General features: G+C 67.8%; 16 protein-coding genes. 15 read left to right on the top strand and 1 reads right to left on the bottom strand.

Annotated features, from left to right (window positions below):
- Positions 1-64 precede the first annotated feature (64 nt).
- Positions 65-208, top strand: a complete 144-nt coding sequence (locus AB0E94_RS04555) for a hypothetical protein (protein WP_360322474.1) — start codon at positions 65-67, stop codon at positions 206-208.
- 4 nt (positions 209-212) lie between these two features.
- Here AB0E94_RS04555 and AB0E94_RS04550 read toward each other — a convergent pair whose 3' ends face one another.
- Entirely contained in the window at positions 213-485 is a 273-nt protein-coding gene (locus AB0E94_RS04550; RefSeq protein WP_360322471.1) for a hypothetical protein, read from the bottom strand.
- 56 nt (positions 486-541) lie between these two features.
- Here AB0E94_RS04550 and AB0E94_RS04545 point away from each other — a divergent pair, with 56 nt between their 5' ends.
- The 14 genes from AB0E94_RS04545 to AB0E94_RS04480 all read left to right on the top strand — a co-directional run bounded on the left by AB0E94_RS04545 (position 542) and on the right by AB0E94_RS04480 (position 14,761).
- Positions 542-988, top strand: coding sequence for a hypothetical protein (locus AB0E94_RS04545; protein WP_360322468.1), 447 nt, complete (start codon positions 542-544; stop codon positions 986-988).
- A gap of 32 nt (positions 989-1,020) precedes the next feature.
- A complete protein-coding gene (locus tag AB0E94_RS04540) occupies positions 1,021-2,649 on the top strand; it encodes a terminase (protein ID WP_360322465.1) in 1,629 nt (542 codons plus the stop codon).
- Positions 2,650-2,665: 16 nt separating this feature from the next.
- Positions 2,666-4,090, top strand: coding sequence for a phage portal protein (locus tag AB0E94_RS04535; protein ID WP_360322462.1), 1,425 nt, complete (start codon positions 2,666-2,668; stop codon positions 4,088-4,090).
- Positions 4,087-5,247, top strand: coding sequence for a hypothetical protein (locus AB0E94_RS04530; protein WP_360322459.1), 1,161 nt, complete (start codon positions 4,087-4,089; stop codon positions 5,245-5,247). The genes AB0E94_RS04535 and AB0E94_RS04530 overlap by 4 nt, the downstream gene beginning before the upstream one ends.
- Positions 5,189-5,725 carry a hypothetical protein gene (locus AB0E94_RS04525; protein WP_360322456.1) on the top strand — a complete coding sequence of 179 codons (537 nt, stop codon included), beginning with the start codon at positions 5,189-5,191 and terminating at the stop codon, positions 5,723-5,725. The genes AB0E94_RS04530 and AB0E94_RS04525 overlap by 59 nt, the downstream gene beginning before the upstream one ends.
- 67 nt (positions 5,726-5,792) lie before the next feature.
- Positions 5,793-6,842: a hypothetical protein gene (locus AB0E94_RS04520; RefSeq protein WP_360322453.1), complete on the top strand. Its 1,050-nt coding sequence runs from the start codon at positions 5,793-5,795 to the stop codon at positions 6,840-6,842.
- Between the two features lie 69 nt (positions 6,843-6,911).
- Positions 6,912-7,382: a hypothetical protein gene (locus AB0E94_RS04515; protein ID WP_360322450.1), complete on the top strand. Its 471-nt coding sequence runs from the start codon at positions 6,912-6,914 to the stop codon at positions 7,380-7,382.
- Positions 7,379-7,717: a phage head-tail adapter protein gene (locus tag AB0E94_RS04510; protein WP_360322447.1), complete on the top strand. Its 339-nt coding sequence runs from the start codon at positions 7,379-7,381 to the stop codon at positions 7,715-7,717. Before AB0E94_RS04515 ends, AB0E94_RS04510 begins: the two co-directional genes overlap by 4 nt.
- Positions 7,717-8,196, top strand: coding sequence for a hypothetical protein (locus AB0E94_RS04505; protein ID WP_360322444.1), 480 nt, complete (start codon positions 7,717-7,719; stop codon positions 8,194-8,196). The genes AB0E94_RS04510 and AB0E94_RS04505 overlap by 1 nt, the downstream gene beginning before the upstream one ends.
- Positions 8,196-8,684, top strand: a complete 489-nt coding sequence (locus AB0E94_RS04500; RefSeq protein WP_360322441.1) for a hypothetical protein — start codon at positions 8,196-8,198, stop codon at positions 8,682-8,684. The genes AB0E94_RS04505 and AB0E94_RS04500 overlap by 1 nt, the downstream gene beginning before the upstream one ends.
- Before the next feature lie 66 nt (positions 8,685-8,750).
- Positions 8,751-9,494, top strand: coding sequence for a hypothetical protein (locus AB0E94_RS04495; RefSeq protein WP_360322438.1), 744 nt, complete (start codon positions 8,751-8,753; stop codon positions 9,492-9,494).
- Positions 9,495-9,617: 123 nt separating this feature from the next.
- Positions 9,618-9,962, top strand: coding sequence for a phage tail assembly protein (locus AB0E94_RS04490; RefSeq protein ID WP_360322435.1), 345 nt, complete (start codon positions 9,618-9,620; stop codon positions 9,960-9,962).
- Positions 9,963-10,027: 65 nt separating this feature from the next.
- Positions 10,028-10,342, top strand: a complete 315-nt coding sequence (locus AB0E94_RS04485) for a hypothetical protein (RefSeq protein WP_360322432.1) — start codon at positions 10,028-10,030, stop codon at positions 10,340-10,342.
- 6 nt (positions 10,343-10,348) lie between these two features.
- A complete protein-coding gene (locus AB0E94_RS04480; protein ID WP_360322429.1) occupies positions 10,349-14,761 on the top strand; it encodes a hypothetical protein in 4,413 nt (1,470 codons plus the stop codon).
- Positions 14,762-14,765 lie beyond the last annotated feature (4 nt).

Raw genomic sequence — 14,765 nt, 5'->3', positions numbered from 1 at the left:
GCCCCGCGACGTCGCCCCTCTCCCGGCGTCGCGGGGCGCTGACTTTCACCAGGAGGTGAGCTGCATGTTCGTACTCCGCATCCGCCTGTTCGGCCTGCGGTTCGCCCTGGACCTCGAGCCTGAGCCGTTCCATGACGACGGGCCGGAAGACGAGCACGAGCCGATGGGCTTCACCGCGCCAGCCGGCGACGACGACGAGGACGAGTAACGAGCTAGCGGTCGACCGCCCGGACGGTGCCCTCGTCGTCCCGAAGGATGACGGTCGTGCCTGCTTCCAGCCTGTCGAGCAGGCTTTCTATCTCTCTTTCCGCAGTGTCTTCGGAGACGGGGCCGAGAACGAAATTGCCATCCTCGGAGTCGCTGGCCTGGACTCCGAAGTGATTGCCTGCGGGGGACTTGCTGACCTCCAGCTCCCACCCGATGTCCGTTCCGATTCTGCCCGCGCGCTCATTGAGGCGGTCAAGGGCGTTCTGGTCCAGCGTCATGCCTATACGACTAGCACGGCGGTACGTGCAGTGAGGCCGAATCTCGGCAGCAGGAGGTGGTCGCCTTGGGATCTCGAGGACCCATCCCGAACCGGGAGGAAGACCTCGCTCGGCCCCGCGAGCGTCGCGGCTCCGAGGAGCAGTCAGTCACCAAGGGCGTGGCTCGCAAGGTGCGCTGGCCCAAGGCCGACGACGAGTGGCACCCGCTGGCGAAGGAGATCTACAACGGCTGCCGGCTCTCCGGCCAGGCCGACTTCTACCAGCAGAGCGATATCGCTCTGCTCCGCTCGCTGATGGATGACCTCACGGTCGCCAAGCGCAATCCGGCGGTGCGGTCCGGCCAGCTCCTACAGACCCTGTACTCCCAGCTCTCCAACCTGCTGGTCGCGGAAGGCGACCGACGGCGGGTGCGGATCGAGCTGACCGAGCCAAGCGCGGAAGAGACCAGCGCGGAGGTCATCGCCATCAACGCCTATCAGAAGGCCCTCGGCGTAGCGAACTGAGCGAGGGGGGTGATCGCGTGGCGGCTGCCCCCTTGACCGCTGAGGAGATCGACCTCCTCGACCCGATCTACCTCGGCCCGACCTGGAAGCGCAACGAGGACGGCTCCTGGCACCTGCCGGAGAAGACGCTCGGCTGGCAGATCCTCGGCTGGATCTCGAAGTACCTTCGCAACGACGAGGGCACCGGCCCCTGGATCGCTACGCCGGAGCAGGCCCGCTTCCTGCTGTGGTGGTACGCGGTCGACAAGAACGGCCGCTTCATCTACCGCAAGGGCGTCTTCCAGCGCCTCAAGGGACACGGCAAGGACCCACTCGTCGCGGTGATGTGCCTGATCGAAATGGTCGGGCCGAGCCGATTCTCGCACTGGGACGCCGACGGGGCTCCGGTCGGAAAGCCGCACCCACAGGCATGGGTCCAGGTCGCCGCCGTGAGCCGCGATCAGACGCGCAACACCATGACGCTGTTTCCCTCGCTAATGAGCGACAAGTTCATCGCCGACTACGGCGTCAAGGCCGGCGCGGAACTGATCCGGGCGAATGGTGGAAAGGTCCGCCTCGAGGCGGTCACATCAAACTTCCGGTCGCTCGAAGGTGGCCGCGTCACATTCGTGGTCCTGAATGAAACGCACCACTGGATCAGTGGTAACCAGGGCCACCAGATGTACGAAACGATCGACGGTAACGCGACCAAGAAGGACTCGCGTTACCTGGCGATCACCAACGCTTATATGCCCGGGGAAGACTCGGTGGCAGAGCGAATGCGGAACGGCTACGACAAGATCGTCGAGGGCAAGTCGGTAGGCATCGGCTTCCTCTACGACAGCGTCGAGGCCGACCCGCGTACGCCGCTCACCGAGCAGGCACTGCGCATCGTCATCCCGAAGATCCGGGGCGACGCGGTCTGGCTGAACGTCGATGCCATCTTGGCCTCGGTGATGGACTCCACCATCGCCCCGTCCAGGTCACGGCGCATGTGGCTCAACCAGATCGTCGCCGACGAGGACGCGCTCTACGGCCCCGAGCAGTGGAAGCCTCTCGAACTCGAGGGTGCCCAGCTCCGTCCTGGAGACCAGATCGCTCTGGGCTTCGACGGTGGCAAGACGGACGACGACAGCGGCCTCGTGGCGATTCGCCTCGACGACAACGTGGTCTTTGTCCTGGGGCACTGGTCGAAGCCTGACGGGCCGGAAGGCGACCACTGGGAAGTGAACAAGGAGGCGGTCGATTCGGCCGTCAGGGACGCGATGGCGGCCTTCGACGTTGTCGGCTTCTACGCCGACGTCGCGCTGTGGGAATCGTACATCGCGGACTGGGAGAAGGACTTCTCCGAAAAGCTGGCCGTGAAGGCGAGCGAGCGTTCCTCCATCGGATGGGACATGCGGCAGAGCCTTCGGAAAGTCACCCTCGCCCACGAGCGAATGGTGCAGACGATCTTCGACGGGAAGCTGTTCCACGACGGAGATCCCGCGCTGCGCCGGCACGTGCTGAATGTCTATCGGCGCGTCAACAACTACGGAGTGAGCTTCGGGAAACAGTCCCGAGAATCGCCCCGAAAAGTGGACCTCTACGCCGCGATGATGCTGGCTTTCGAGGCTGCCCACGACTTCCGCACGCGCGGCAAGAAGAAGCCGGTGAAGACCGGCCGCTCCTATTGGCTCTGAAAGTGGGTGAGGCCCTGTGGCGATTTCGCCTCGCGCCTACGCGCAGCAGCTCCTCGGCACTCTTCATCGGGACCTGGACCGGCTGCAGCGCATCGACGACTACGTCTCCGGCAAGCACGACGACCCGTACATGCCGGCCAACTCCGACACGGAGTACAAGCTGCTGGCCCGCCGGTCGGTGTCGAACTGGATGCCCCTGCTCCTGAACACGCCGGCCCAGGCGATGTACGTGGACAGCGTCCGCGTGCCCGGCCTGCAACTGGCGATCGGCGAGCAGCCCCCGGTCTGGAAGCACTGGCAGCGCAGCCGGATGGACGCGCGCCAGCTCGCGGTGCACAAGGGCGCGCTGAAGTTCGGCCACGCCTTCACGCTGACCGAGAAGACCAAGAAGGGCGTCATCACCAAGGGTCTGAGCGCGCTGCGGACCGCCGCGTTGTTCGAGGACCCGGCGAACGACGACACCCCGGTGGTCGCCATCACGGTCGTGAAGTTCGCCAAGGACGACACCCCGGGGCAGGCCCGGATGTGGGACTCGGCCTACGAGTACCTGGTCACCTTCAAGACGCTCGGTGATGCCGACAGCGTCAAGGTGATCAGCCGTAAGCGGCACGGCGCGAGCGAGTGCCCGGTCACCCGCTTCGCTGCAGCGGTCGATCTCGAGGGCCGCACGCTCGGCGTCATCGAGCCGATGATCGAGCTGCAGAACCGCATCAACCAGACGGTCTTCGACCTGCTGGTCCTGCAGACCTACCAGTCCCACGAGGTGCGCACCGTGACGGGCATGGCCCCGCCGGTCAAGCGCGACCCGGAGACCGGTGAGGTCATGCTCGACGCGGACGGCCAGCCGATCCCGCTGCCGATCAACTACAACGCCCGGCGCTTCCTGTTCGCCGAGGACGAGAACGTCAAGTTCAGCTCGCTCCCGCCGTCGCCGCTCGACGGCCTGATCGCGTCGCTGGACATGAGCATCCGCCACCTCAGCGCGATCTCACAGACGCCGCCGCATCACCTGCTGGGCCAGGTCGCCAACCTCTCCGCCGAGGCGCTGACCGCAGCCGAGCAGGCCCTGCTGCGCAAGGTACAGGAGTTCAAGAACTCCTTCGGCGAGAGCTGGGAGCGCGTCTTCCGGCTGGCTGCCGAGCTGGAGGGCGACGGCGTCGAGGTCGACGACTGGGTGATCGAGGTGCTCTGGCGCGACGTCGAGATGAAGTCGCTGGCGCAGAGCGCGGACGGCCTGGGCAAGATGGCCGACCAGCTCGGCATCCCAGTACGCGGCCTGTGGCCGCGCGTCCCCGGCGTCACGCGCAACGAGCTGGACGAGTGGGAACGCCTCCGCGAGGAGGACGACGCCGAGGTGCAGCTCGCCCAGTCCATCCGGCGGGCGACGCCCGGCACCCGTAACCAGGCGGTCGCTGACGCGGCGGCCCCGGTCCCGGCATGACGACGGAGCAGCGCCAGCAGGAGGCCACCCAGGCATCGGTGGCCTACCAGTTGGCGCTGACCTACATCGGCGTCAAGACGATCCAGGAAGCCCTCGCCATGTGGGGCGAGGTGCCGACGAACCTCAAGGCCGGCCAGGGCGCGCAGTGGCTCGCCAAGGCCGTGAGCCTGATCATGACGCGCCGCTCCCGCAGCCGGGAGCTGGCGGTCGCGTACTTCCGGCTGGCCCGCGCGCTGCGGACCGGCCGGACCATCGACGACCCCCTCAAGCCGACGCCGCGCGTCGTCACCCTCGACATGCTCCGCGCCGAGTTCGCGGCGCTGATCGCCCCCGAGGCCGGCCTGGAGCCGGCATACCGGCCGGGCGCATCGGCTGCCCGGATCGCGGCCGGCGAGCTGGACGACGAGGACGACGAGCCGGCGCAGCGCCCGCAGTACGACCCGCCGGCTGACGGCGAGGACGACGACGAGATCCCGGTCGAGCGACTCGACGGCTTCACCACCGAGCTGGCCCGCCAGGAGCGGGACGCCGAGGCCGAAGCCGAGGAGTATCTCGAGTGGTTGGGTCTTCGCAACCTCCTCGCCAAGCTCGACGCGGTCGACGACACGCGGCCTGCTCAGGAGGTCGATGCGGCCCGCGACGAGGCGCACCTGCACGCCGGCACCCGCCAGGCTGCGGAGGCCGAGCGGATCGTGATGGACGGCGCGCGAGCCACCACCTGGGCCGCCTCGGACAAGGACGGCCGGGTCAAGGGCTACGCCCGGGTGAGCACCACCGGCACCCCGTGCGGCTTCTGCGCCATGTTGATCAGCCGGGGCGCGGTCTACAAGAGCGCGGCCGGCGCGCAGTACAGCGACGGCGACGCCTACCACCCCAACTGCCACTGCATCGCCGTCGAGCTGTTCGACGAGCAGCAGTTCGCGGCCGATCCCCGCACAGCGCTGAACCGTGAGTACGGCCAGCTCTGGCAGGACGAGATCGCCAAGAAGTACAGCGGCAAGGACGCGGTCAACGCCTGGCGGCGACTGCTCCGAGCCAGAGCCAAAGCCTCTGCCCTGGCGGCGAGGTCCACCACTCCCGCCCTGGAGGCGACCCCCCGTGAGCGACAAGCAGACCAGCAACGAGAACGAGAACGCGAGCGAGTCCGAGTCCGCTGAGGTCGAGACCACGACCGAGCCGGCCGGCGAGTCCACCGAGTCCCAGAAGGACGAGGAGACCCGCGAGAAGGACGAGCTGGACGAGCTGCCCGAGTGGGCGCGTAAGCGGCTGACCAAGGCCAACACCGAGGCCGGGAAGTACCGCACGCAGCTCCGCGAGGTCGAGCAGAAGCTGGCGCAGGCCAAGTCTCCCGAGGAGTACGAGGCTGCGACCAAGGCGCTGCGCGAGGCGAACGCCAAGCTCGAGCGTGACCTGCTGGTAGAGCGGGTCGCCCGCAAGGCCAAGCTCCCCGAGGAGCTGGCCGAGCTGCTTCAGGGCAGCACCGAGGAGGAGCTTCAGGCCCACGCCAAGAAGCTCTCCAAGTTCGCGCCGGCCGACGACGAGCCGGGCGAACTGCGAGGTGGCCTCGATCCGAATGACGAGGACGACTTCGACCCGGTCAAGGTGGCCCACGCCGCCAGGCGCACGCGCTACTGACCGGCTTTCCCCGTAGGCCCGCACCGCTTCTGGTGCGGGCTTTCTTCATGCCCGGAGGCATTCACCAGTGGCACAGCACCAGGTCATCAAGCCCGAGAAGATCGTCGCCACGGCGGCGGTCCTGCTCGAGGAGCAGCTCGTCATCCCCGCCGTCTTCCGGCGCGAGGGCATCGACGCCTACAAGGGCGCGGACAACGACGCCATCAACGTCACGGTCGAGGGCGTCCTGCCCTTCCGGACCTACGGCTGGCGCAACGACCGCTCGGCGGAGATCCAGTTCGACGAGTACAAGGAACGCAAGATCCAGGTCACCTTCGGCGGCGACATCTACAACGCCGTCAAGCTGACCGACGAGCAGAACGAGTTCGACCTGCCCGGCTGGGCGAAGCTCGCCCGCAAGCAGACCGAGGCGATCTCGGCCGGTCTCGAGGCGCAGGCGACCGACTACCTGGTCGACGCCCCGTACGCCGTCACCCTCGGCGTCTCCAGCACCCAGCTCCGCAAGGGCCTCATCCGCGCCCGCGCCACGCTGAACAAGCTGCGCGTGCCGAAGGCGGCCCGGACCCTGCTGGTCGGCACCGACTGGGAGGCCGCGCTGCTCGAGGACGAGAAGCTCAACCTGGCCCAGAACGTGGGCGAGGGCGAGGCGGTGGCCGCGCTGCGCGAGGCGACCATCGGCCGGCGCTACGGCTTCAACATCGTGGTGGCGCAGGATCTGCCCCCGACGATGGCGGTGGCGATGGTCGACTCGGCCTTCATCTTCCTCAACGGTGCGCCGGCCGTGCCGCAGTCCGTGCCGTTCGGCGCGACCTCCTCGCACAACGGCGTGGCCCTGCGCTGGATTCGGGACTACGACTCCCTGCGCTTCCAGGACCGCTCGATCTTCAACACCTGGAAGGGCTTCCAGCACGTCAAGGACATCCTCCTGGGCAAGGACGAGGCCACCAACTTCCAGTACGTCGGCCAGTACGAGCACTTCGTGCGGGCCATCCAGCTCGACCTGGACGGCGAGGACTCGCTGCCCGACGGTGTCGCCGGCCGCCCGGACGAGGGCTTCTCGGCCGCGCAGGACGACGAGCTGGCGAACATGACCGGCCTGGGCACCCCGAAGCCGTGACCCTGATGCGGGCCGCTGTGACAGATCACGTCCAGCGGCCCGCACCGCTTCGTCTGCAAGGAGAACCGCATGGCTTACGCCTCCCTGGACGAGCTGACGGAGCGCCTGGGTCGCACGCTCGACGAGGCCGAGGAGTTGATGGCCGAGGCCGCGCTCGAGGACGCCACCGCGCTGGCGATGGAGTACGGCCGCGAGTGGCCGGAGGACGACCCGCCCCGGCTGGTCAAGACCCTCGTGCTGCGATCGGTCCGGCGCTACATGGAGAACCCGGACGGCTTCACCACCAGCCGGGCCGGTGACGAGACGGTGCAGTGGAGCGACGCCCACGGGCGCGACGCCGGCAGCGTCTACTTCACCCGCGACGAGCAGGCCCTGCTGAAGGGTCTCGCCGGCCGGACACCCGGCCTGATGTCCGCATCGGTCTCCGCCTGGGGGCCGCAGCGCCCGCTGCCGCGTGACGTCACCGCCGGCTACGTGCCGGCCGCCGGCATGCCGCACTCGGAGATCCCGTACTTCGCCCACCCGACGGAGCCCTGGTGAGCTGGCAGCGCAGGCGCGGTGACACCGCGAAGGTGTGGCCGACCACCAAGAAGACCGACGGGCGCGGCAACGACATCTACGTCGTCGACATGGAGGCCCCGCCACACCTCGTGCGCGCCGTCTTCATCCCGCAGCGCAGCGCCCGCGCCGAGGTGCCCGGCCAGCAGCAGATCAACGTGGTCCGCATGCTGGTCGCCGCCGACCTCAAAGGCGTCGACCTGTGGTCGCGCGTCGAGTGGCGCGGCGTCTTCTGGGACGTCGTGACGCCGCCCTCGCTGCACGTCGGCACCCGGCACACCCGGCACTGGTCGATCGACCTGCGGGAGCGTCCCTGATGCCGGTCGAGTGGACGGTCTCGCACCAGCGGATCAACGACGTCGCGTCGAAGCACATCGCGGTCAAGACGCACATGGACCGGCTGACCTTCGCCATGATGGCCCAGGCCGACGCCAACCTCGTGGCGCACCGCCATGACGGGCACGCCCGGGTCTACCGGCTCTACACGCGGGTCGACTGGTACATCATCCTCGAAGACTCCACGACCGGCCGGGGCACGCTCGGCGCGATGTCGATCGAGTACGGCCACGGCGAGTACACCCGGGTGATCAAGCGGGCCGACGGCTCGTCCTTCGAGATCACCGTCGGCGCGTCAGCCCCGACGTACATCCTGACGAACGCCACCAAGATCAAGCGCAAGGGCCGCCCGGTCAAGGTCTCGAAGGCTGCAGCCAAGAGCACCTACAAGGGCCGGATGCCGGACAGCGCGATAGCCAAGATCAACAAGATCAGGGCGATCACCGAGGGGAGGCGCTGATGGCCGGCCTTCCCCCGCACATCCGCGCGCTCGCCGAGCTGAGCCCCGTCGAGGACGTGCTGCTCTACGTGCTGCGCCAGGGCCTGCCCGGCATCGCCGTGCAGTCGCTGGTCGGCTTCGATCAGAAGTTCCCGATGGTGCTGGTGCGCCGGCTCCCCCAGTTCGGCGACTGGGCCGGCGACGACCGGTTCACCGACATCGCCGACATCAGCATCAACGCGTTCTGCGAGGACCCCGACGGGGACACCGACGCAGCCCTGCTCTCCGAAGCCGTGCGTGTGGTTCTCCGCAACGCCTGGCTCGGCTCGATGGTGGTCCCCGGCCGGGGCCACATCACCAAGGTCAACATGACCTCCGCTCCGCGCCGTGCCACTGACTGGGCCACGGCGACCGGACCGGTGCAGTACGCCGACCTGCCGACCGGGGTCACCCGGTACGAGTCGCAGTTCCGCGTCTCGATCCGGAAGGCCCGGACGCCCAACCTCTGATTCCGCACGACATCACCCCGCATAGCGCGGGGCGCTTCGTCGTGCCCACGAAAGGAACTGTCCACAGTGGCACTGAACGACAACGCCACCCTGGTCGTCGGCGCTGGTAACTACCTGACCGCGCCGGTCGGTACCCCCCTCCCCGACGACCTGCTCGCCCCGGGCGGTGCCTGGAACCCGGTCGGCCACACCTCGCTCGAGGACGTCTTCGGCATCACCTCCGAGGGCGGCGAGGCCACCACGCTCGGCTCACTCCAGAACAAGACGCTGCGCACCAAGTACAGCGCCCGGACCGAGACCATGACCTTCACCCTCGTGCAGTTCGACGAGGACGGCCTGCGGCTGTTCTACGGCGCGAACGCCCCGACCCTGCCCAACGGCATGGTGGGCGTGCCGCAGGACCCCCAGCCGACCCAGGCCGCGTTCCTCGCGGTGTTCGTGGACGGCGCGAACCACTTCGCGTTCTACGCCCCGAAGACCGAGATCTACCGCGCGGACGACCTCGCCATCGCCGACACCGAGTCGCTGGCCGGCCTGCCGCTCGGCGTCAAGCCGATGGCGCTGGGCACCAACACCTGGACCTACGCGGTCACCCCGCTCGGCGGCACCCCGGCCACCGGCGCGACCGCTGGCGCTCCGGGCACCTTCACGCCGGCCGGCTCGGCGACGCCGCGCAACCTGGCGGCCCTGGCCGAGGTCGACGCCAGCCCGCTGTCGAAGTGGACCCCGGGCCAGCACGTGATCCTCGGCGACACCACCACCGCCTACTGGGACGGCACGTCCTGGAAGACCGGCGTCGCGGTCGCCTGACAGATCACGTCCCACTGAACGACCCGGCTGCGCGCGTACTGCGGACCTCCGCGCGCAGCCGGGGCTCCACCCCCGAGGCCCGCAATCCCTTGCTCAGCAACGACTTCCGGAGGTTCGCACCCCGTGGCTACCAACATCACCCTCGACGACATCCGCGCCGCCGCCGAGGCGAAGTACGGCTCGACCGACATCGCCATCTCGGAGGACGTCACCGTCCGCCTGCTCAACCCGCTGCGCCTGCCGAAGGCCAAGCGCGACGCGCTCGGCGCGCTGCAGGGCAAGCTCGGCGAGGACGACGCCGACCAGGAGGCGCTGCTCTCCGAGGCCATCCTCGTCGTGGCTGAGTCCGAGGCCAAGGGCAAGAAGCTGCTCTCCGCGCTCGGCGGTGACCTGGCGCTCCTGGCGCAGGTCTTCGAGACCTACAGCGACGGGACGCAGGTGGGGGAAGCCTCGCCCTCTGCAAGCTGATCGACGACTTCGGCGAGGGGCTGTACCCGGACCTGCGATTCCACTACGGCGTTGACCTCGCCGACGTGATCGCGGGCAACGGGCCGGCCCCCGCCCTGGTCCTCCTGATGGTGCAGAGGCTCCCCGACGACTCCCTGACGATGGCCCTCGCGTCCGGCGGCCGAGCCCACTTCGGCTGGGGTGCCGACCGGCACCTGCTCGCCGACCTGTTCGACGCGATCAACCAGAACACGCGGGCCACCGGGAACTGGCAAAAGGGCAAGGTCCCGACCTTCCCGCAGTGGCCCCGGCCCAAGGCCAAGACCGTCGGCAAGACCGACGAGAAGCCCAAGAAGAAGGTCACGGTCGCCGACCTGTGGCGCAAGTTCCAGGGAAGGTAGGGACCGATGGCCGAAGACGTCGTCATTGGACGGATTGCCGTCAAGGTAACTCCGGACACGACGAAGTTCCGGCGCGAAGCCGAGCGCGAACTCAACAAGATCGAGAAGGCGCTCAAGGACCTGACGGTCGGCATCAAGCTCGACGGCGGCAAGGTCGTCCAGGAGGCGCGCAAGCTCAACGCGCAGATCGACCGGGCGCTCAAGGACCAGACGGTCAAGGTCAACATCGACTCCGAGAAGTCGCTCAAGGCGGCCATCTCGCAGGCGAACAAGGCGCTCGACCAGCTCGGCTCCCGCCCGGTCAAGCTCGCCGCTGACGCGCGCGGCCTGAACAAGCAGATCGACGGCTGGGAGCGGCGGCTCAAGAAGATCGCCAAGCTCGAGCTGTCGTACGACCAGGGCAGCGTCGCCTCCATCCAGGGCGCGATCGACCAGCTCGACAAGGAGTTCGACAAGCTCCGCGAGCTGAAGGTCAAGAAGGTCGACCTCAACGAGGCCGAGATCCTCAAGGCCCGCGCCGAGATGCAGGAGATCCTCGAGAAGCAGATCAAGGTCGACGTCTGGTTCGACGACCAGGAGTACAAGGATCTGCGCAAGGACGTCGAGGCCCAGCTCAAGGGCATCACGTTCAAGCCCGAGATGGACCTCAAGCAGATCAACCGCAAGGTCTACGAGGTCGAGCAGCTCGTCGCCAAGATCAACGAGAAGAAGATCGAGCTGGCGGCAGCACTGCGGGCCACGGACAAGCGGCGCATCGACCACGAGATCAACGAGCTGCAGGACAAGCTCGAGAGCCTCAAGGCCGAGATTGGTGTCGACGTCAACAGCGGCGCGTCCCTGCTCGCCAACTCGAAGCTCGCCCTGCTGGCGCGTGACCGCATCGTCAACCTCATCCCCGTGGTGAGCGCGAGCGCCGCGTCCGCAGCCGCGACCGCCCTGGCCTCGCTGTCCGGCGCACGCCTGGCCGGCGACCTGCTCACGAAGCTGTGGGACAGCGTCAAGAACCTCGACAAGGCGGCCCCGATCCTCGGCGGCATGGCGCTCGCCATCGCCAACCTGGGCGCGGTCGGTATCGCCGCCGCCGCCGAGCTGGCGAGCCTGGCGGTCTCCCTCGCACAGATCGCGCCAGCAGCCCTCACGCTGCCCGGAATCCTCGGCGGCATGGCCCTCGGCATCGGGGCCACGGTCGTCGCATTCAAGGACTTCAACAAGGTCATCCCCGAAGTCAAGACCCAGCTCACTGCGCTGGGCGACAAGATGTCCGAGAACTTCTGGGGCGTCGCTGAGAAGCCGATCCGCAACCTCATCGACACGCTGCTCCCGCAGTTCAGCGCCGGCATGGAGGACGTCAGCACCAAGCTCGGCGGCTTCTTCGGCCAGCTCGCCACCGGACTGCAGGGCTCCCTCGACGGGGCGCTTAAGGGCATGTTCGACGACCTGGCGCTGAGCATCGACATCGCCAGTGGGGCGACCGACAACCTGGCCTCGATCATCAAGATCCTCGGCGAGGTCGGCGCTGGCTACCTGCCCGAGCTGGCCGCCTGGTTCGTCCGGGTCACCGAGCGCATCGACGAGTTCCTCAAGAAGAACTCCGAGGGCGGCGAGAATCCCAGCGGCCTGAACAACATGATCGACCAGGCCATCACCAACCTGAAGGCCCTGGGCACCGTGCTCTGGGAGACCGGGGCGGTGTTCGCCGGCTTCGGCAAGGCGGCTCAAGCAGCCGGCGGCACCACGCTGGTCAGCCTCGCCGAGAACATGAAGCAGCTCGCGGCCACCGTCAACGGCGCGAACTTCCAGGCCACCCTCACCGGGGTCTTCGAGTCCGCGTACAGCGCGATGGACAAGCTGGCGAACCAGGCCGGCCCTGCCGTCAGCGAGTTCTTCGGCACCCTGCCCGGCCTGCTCGCGGCGATCCTGCCCGTGGCCGGCGAGGCGATGGGTCGACTGATAGGCGGCCTCGCCGAGCTGATGTCCAGCCCCGTCTTCCAGGGCGGCCTGACCGACATGTTCAACGGGATCAACTCCGCGCTGTCTTCGCTCGGGCCGGCCTTCGGCCCGGTCGGTGACGCGATCGGCGCGCTGATGACCACGCTGGGCGGCTTCATGCAGTCGGTCGGCCCGGCACTCGCCACGCTGTTCGTCGGCCTCTCCGGCGCAGTCACGACCCTGCTGCCCGCGCTCGACCCGCTGATCTCGCTGCTCGGCACCACTCTGCTCGGCGTCTTCTCGGCGCTGATGCCGGCGGTGCAGACCATCGCGTCAGCGTTCGCCAGCTTCGCCACGGCGGCGATCCCGCCGCTCACCACGGCACTGCAGGCCATCATGCCGGTGGTCCAGCAAGTCGGCGGGATCTTCGCCGACGTCTTCGCCGCAGCCCTGGCCGCCCTCGGTCCGGTGCTCGGCCAGATTGCTGGCCTGTTCGCCAACCTCGCGCCGATCTTCGGCCAGCTCGCCGCCACGGTGGGGCCGGTGCTCACGAAGGTCTTCGGCGCGTTGGGGCCGGCGCTGACCACGGTCATGTCCGCCCTGTCCCCGCTGATCACCAAGCTGATGGAGCTGGTCTCCAGCATCGTCGGCCCGGTCGTCACGGCCATCGGAGACGTCATCGCCGACGCGCTGCCGCACGCCGCCAAGGCGTTTGCCGGCCTGGCCGACGCGCTCATGCCGGTCGTCTCGGCGATCCAGGCGGTCGTCAACTTCCTGATGCCGGTCCTCGTGCCGGTCCTGAAGTTCGTCGCCAAGGTCATCATCGACTCGCTCATCGCGGCGGTCAACGGCGTCAAGGACATCTTCGAGGGCCTGGTCACGTTCCTCGGCGGCATCGTCGATGTCTTCGCCGGCATCTTCACGGGCGACCTTGGTCGCGTGTGGGACGGCCTGGTCAACATCGTCAAGGGCGCGTGGGACTTCATCGTCGGCATCATCATGGTGGTCCTCAACGCCACCATCCTGGGCGTCGTTAAGAAGGGCTTCGCTGCCGTCAAGGCCATCTTCACCGGGGCCTGGGAGGCGATCAAGACCACGTTCAAGCTGGCGATCGAGGTCGTCAAGGCGAACTGGAAGACGTGGCTGGACAACCTGCTGGGCTGGCTGAAGCCGGTCTGGGACTCCATCCTCAATGTCCTGCGGGGCGCATGGGAATGGATCGTCAACGTCTTCAAGTCCAGCGGCACCGCCGTGAAGTCCGCGTGGGACACCGTGTGGAACGGCATCAAGGCGGCCTGGGACTTCCTGTGGAACGGCATCAAGACCGTCTTCCAGGCGACCTGGGAGTGGCTGGTCCAGCAATTCATGACCGTCCTCCAGGGCTGGCAGGTCATCGCCAACACGGCGTGGAACCTGCTCAAGGCCGGCTGGGAGCTGCTGTGGAACGGCATCAAGACGTTCTTCACGCTCATCTGGGACGGCCTGGTCGCGGCCTTCAACACCTACCTCACCGTCGTCCGGACGGTCTGGGAGACGGTGTGGAACGCGGTCAAGGCGCTCTGGGACCTGGTCTGGACCGGCATCAAGGTCGTCGCCGAGGCGGTCTGGGGCTGGCTCAAGTCAGCCTTCGAGCTGTGGGTGCAGGGCGCTCGCACGATCTGGACCACGGTCTGGAACGGCGTCAAGGCGCTCTGGTCGACGGTGTGGAACGGCATCAAGACCGTCGCCAGCTCGGTATGGAACTGGATCAAGTCCACGTTCAGCTCGATCTTCAACGGTGTCAAGTCCACCGCCGAGTCGGTGTGGAACGCGATCAAGTCGACGACCTCCTCGGTCTGGAACGGGATCAAGTCCACGCTGTCGGGCGTCTGGAACTGGGTCCGCGACACGTTCGGCTCGGTCTTCGGCACGCTGAAGAACACGGCCACGACGGTCTGGAACAACGTCAAGACGGCGTTCTCGAACGGCGTGACCGGCGCGGTCGACTACGTCAAGGGCCTGCCCAACAAGGCCAAGGCAGCGCTCGCGGGCGCAGCCACCGTCCTGGTCGACATCGGTCGCAAGATCATGAACGGCCTACTCGACGGCATCAAGGCCGGCTGGGAGAAGGTCAAGGGCTTCCTCAACGGCATCACTGACAAGCTGCCGTTCGAGAAGGGTCCGCCGGCCAAGGACAAGGTACTGCTGTACGACGCCGGCCAGCTCGTCATGGACGGCTTCCTCAACGGCCTCGAGTCCCGCTACGACGCGGTGCGCAAGAGCCTGAACGGCATCACCTCCGAGATCGGCGGCATGACCGTGGACGCCCCCGGCGTCGGCGGCATCTCCGGCTCACTGTCCTCGGCGGTCTCGGCCGCACTGGGCGAAGCAGCCGCCGGCTCCGGCGGCACCCAGAAGATCCTCAACTACTACGCGGCACCCGGCTCGTCGATCGACAGCGAGAAAGACCTCTTCGCCGCGACGGACCGGGCCAGGATGGTGGGCTGGTAATAGT

Source organism: Actinoplanes sp. NPDC026670, from assembly GCF_040638175.1.
Classification (GTDB): Bacteria; Actinomycetota; Actinomycetes; order Mycobacteriales; family Micromonosporaceae; genus Actinoplanes.
The sequence above is the reverse complement of the archived record's forward strand: the minus strand, read 5'-3'. Positions and strand labels throughout refer to the sequence as shown.